Here is a 3589-nt window from a genome sequence, read left to right on the forward strand (position 1 = left end):
CCTGGCGGCCCGCCTGGGGTCCGCGGGGGCGGCCCTCGTCGTCGTCACCAGTCGCGAGGACCCCCGCGCGGCGGTGACGGAGGTGCTCGACGCGTGCGGCGCTCGGACGGTCCTGCGCCCGCTCCACGAGCGCGGTTCCGAGAGTGGCGAGATCGTGCTCCGGATGGTCGCGGAACTGGCCGCCGGGCGCGGGGTCGGGGCGCCGACCGTGACGGTCCGGTTCGTGGACGCCGTCTGCGCACTGGACCTGCCCAACGGGCTGGTGTCACTGCGGTCAGTCCTGGGCGACTGCCTCACCCACACCGCCAGGAGAGGGTCGGGAACCCTCGACGTGGACTCACTGCCCTCCCGGGCCCGTGCCGTCCGGCCTCCACGCGCCGGCGAGCTGGCACGGGGCGAGTACGACGCGATCGTGGCCGCGTTGGCGGACTGCGACGGCGTCCGGTCCCGCGCCGCCAAGCGGCTGGGCATCAGCCGGACGACCCTCTACGCCCGGATGCGGGAATTCGGCCTGTCCTAGAAGGTGTCCAGAAACTGAACACTCCGGGTCCCGTCCACGACCCCATGATGGGTTGTGACCGGCCTCACACCTGAGCCGGTCGGGATTCTTGGAGGACACAATGACCGGCACACTCTCCCGGGACACCGGCGGCACCACCCAGGTCGACGAGCGACTCGGCGCCGAGGCCCGCGACTTCCTCGGCCGCCCGCACCAGCTCTTCATCGACGGGCAGTGGGTCGACGCGGCGGACGGCCGCACCTTCGGCACCTATGACCCCGCCACCGGCGCCGAGATCACGCAGGTCGCGCACGGCGGACCCGAGGACGTCGACCGGGCCGTCGCCGCCGCGCGCCGCGCCTTCGACGACGGCGCGTGGGCGACCATGAAGCCCAACCAGCGCGAGCAGATCCTGTGGCGCATCGGCGACCTGCTGGACGCCAAGGCCGAGCTGTTCGGGCAGATCGAGGCCCTGGACAACGGCAAGTCCGTCGCGATCGCCACCGCCGTGGACGTGGCGTGGGCGGCCGACGTGTTCCGCTACTACGCCGGCTGGTCCACCAAGATCGAGGGCTCCACGGTCAACGTGTCGATGCCGTTCGCCGGCGACAAGCAGTTCCACGCCTACACCCAGCGCGTCCCCGTGGGCGTGTGCGGCCAGATCATCCCCTGGAACTTCCCGCTGCTCATGGCGGCGTGGAAGCTCGCCCCCGCCCTGGCCACCGGCAACACCCTGGTCCTCAAGCCGGCCGAGCAGACTCCGCTGACCGCGCTGCTGCTGGGCGAGGTCATCGCCGAGGCCGGCGTGCCCGCCGGCGTGGTCAACATCGTCACCGGCTTCGGCGACGCCGGCGCCGCGATCTCCGCCCACGACGACGTGGACAAGGTGGCCTTCACCGGCTCCACCGAGGTGGGCAAGCTGATCGTCGACGCCGCCAAGGGCAACCTCAAGAAGGTCTCCCTCGAGCTGGGCGGCAAGAGCGCCAACATCGTCTTTGCCGACTGCGACTTCGACGCCGCCGTCGCCGGATCCGTGGCCGCGTGGATGTTCAACCACGGCCAGGCCTGCACCGCCGGCACCCGCCTGTACGTCGAGGACTCCATCTACGAGAAGTTCACGCAGGCCGTCGCCGACGCCGCCGCCCAGGCCACCATCGGACACGGCCTGGACCCCGCCACCGAGCTCGGCCCGCTGGTCGACCAGGACCAGTTCGACAAGGTCTCCTACTACCTCCGCGCCGGCATCGAGGACGGCGGGCGGGCCCTCACCGGCGGCGGCCGACACGGCGACACCGGCTACTTCATCCAGCCGACCGTGTTCGTGGACGTCGAGCCCGACCACCGGGTGGTGACGGACGAGATCTTCGGCCCCGTCGTCTCGGCCCTGCGGTTCACCGACGTCGACGACGCGGTCCGGCAGGCCAACGACTCGATCTACGGCCTGGCCGCCGGGGTGTGGACGAAGGACATCTCCAAGGCCCACAAGGTCGCCAGCCGCCTCCACGCGGGCTCGGTCTGGGTCAACCAGTACAACGGCTTCGACACCGCCATGCCGTTCGGCGGGTTCAAGCAGTCCGGCTGGGGCCGCGAGCTGGGCCAGGGTGCACTGGACCTCTACACGCAGACCAGGTCGGTCAACATCCAGCTCTGACCTGGTCCGGGTCGGGCTCCCTCCGACCCCCGGGACCGGGACCCGGCGTCCCCGTGACTCGTCCGGGGACGCCGGCGACTCCCCTTCTCTGCGACCTCTCCCGACGTCCCACACCCCTTGCCCACCCGCCCCTTTACCCCTCTCCACTTCCGATCACCCGCTCCCCCGAAAGGAACACCGCCGTGAAGACCAAGGCAGCAGTACTGTTCGACCTCCACCAGCCGTTCGAGATCATCGAGCTCGACCTGGACGATCCCGGCCCCGGAGAGGTCCTCATCAAGTACACGGCCGCAGGCCTGTGCCACTCCGACCTGCACCTGTCCGACGGCTCGCTCCCGCCGCGCTTCCCGATCGTCGGCGGGCACGAGGGCGCCGGCGTCATCGAGGCGGTGGGCGTGGGCGTCACCAAGGTCAAGCCGGGCGACCACGTGGTGTGCTCCTTCATCCCCAACTGCGGCACCTGCCGGTACTGCTCGACCGGGCGACAGAACCTCTGTGACATGGGTGCCACGATCCTCGAGGGGCACATGCCCGACGGCACCTTCCGCTTCCGCTCGGGCGGCAAGGAGTTCGGTGCCATGTGCATGCTCGGCACCTTCTCCGAGCGCTCGGTGATCTCCCAGCACTCGGTGGTCAAGGTCGACGACTGGCTGCCGCTCGACAAGGCCGTCCTGGTGGGCTGCGGCGTGCCCTCCGGCTGGGGCACCGCCACCTATGCGGGCAACGTGCGCCAGGGCGACACCGTGGTGATCTACGGCATCGGCGGGCTCGGCATCAACGCCGTCCAGGGCGCCGTCCACTCGGGGGCCCGCCACGTCGTGGTGGTGGACCCCGTCCAGTTCAAGCGCGACGAGGCTCTCAAGTTCGGCGCCACCCACGCGTTCGCCGACGCCGCCGAGGCCCACGCCGAGGTGGAGAAGCTCACCTGGGGCCAGATGGCGGACCAGGCGCTCATCCTGGTGGGCACCGTCGACGAGCAGGTCGTCTCGAGCGCCTTCGACGTGATCGGCAAGGGTGGCACCGTGGTGATCACCGGCCTGGGCAACATGACCGACAAGACCGTCCAGGTCAGCGGCACCGTGATGGCGCTGTTCGGCAAGACCATCACGGGCACCCTGTTCGGTTCGGCCAACCCGCAGTACGACATCGTCAAGCTGCTGCGCCTGTACGACGAGGGCAAGCTCAAGCTGGACGAGCTCATCACCACCACCTACTCGCTCGAGCAGGTCAACGAGGGCTACCGGGATCTGCAGGACGGCAAGATCATGCGCGGAGTGATCATCCACGACGCCTGACCCGTCGCCGCCCGACCGGCGCGGCCGACGACTGCGCGCGCCGCCCCGATCCCGGGGTGGCGCGCGCAGTCGTTGGCCAAGGAATGGCGGGCAGGCGCTCCCGCGGATGGCGTCTCGCGCGAGCGCGTGCCCGGTCAGCGCACA

General features: G+C 70.5%; 3 protein-coding genes. All 3 read left to right on the forward strand.

Features of this window, described 5'->3' with window-relative positions; all coding sequences use genetic code 11:
• A partial coding sequence (locus G6031_RS15365) for a helix-turn-helix domain-containing protein (RefSeq protein WP_277820153.1) occupies window positions 1-520 on the forward strand: 520 nt, incomplete at its 5' end.
• 100 nt (window positions 521-620) lie between these two features.
• Entirely contained in the window at window positions 621-2150 is a 1530-nt protein-coding gene (locus G6031_RS15370; protein WP_182653727.1) for an aldehyde dehydrogenase family protein, read from the forward strand.
• A gap of 182 nt (window positions 2151-2332) precedes the next feature.
• Window positions 2333-3445 carry an NDMA-dependent alcohol dehydrogenase gene (locus G6031_RS15375; RefSeq protein WP_179523234.1) on the forward strand — a complete coding sequence of 371 codons (1113 nt, stop codon included), beginning with the start codon at window positions 2333-2335 and terminating at the stop codon, window positions 3443-3445.
• The last annotated feature ends 144 nt before the right edge of the window (window positions 3446-3589 follow it).

Origin of the sequence: Dietzia sp. CQ4, from assembly GCF_014145125.1 — a bacterium.
Classification (GTDB): domain Bacteria; phylum Actinomycetota; class Actinomycetes; order Mycobacteriales; family Mycobacteriaceae; genus Dietzia; species Dietzia natronolimnaea.

Bases quoted from the DNA above. Each gene is read 5' to 3' on its own strand.
- G6031_RS15370 (WP_182653727.1), top strand. From the start codon at position 621: ATGACCGGCACACTCTCCCGGGACACCGGCGGCACCACCCAGGTCGAC.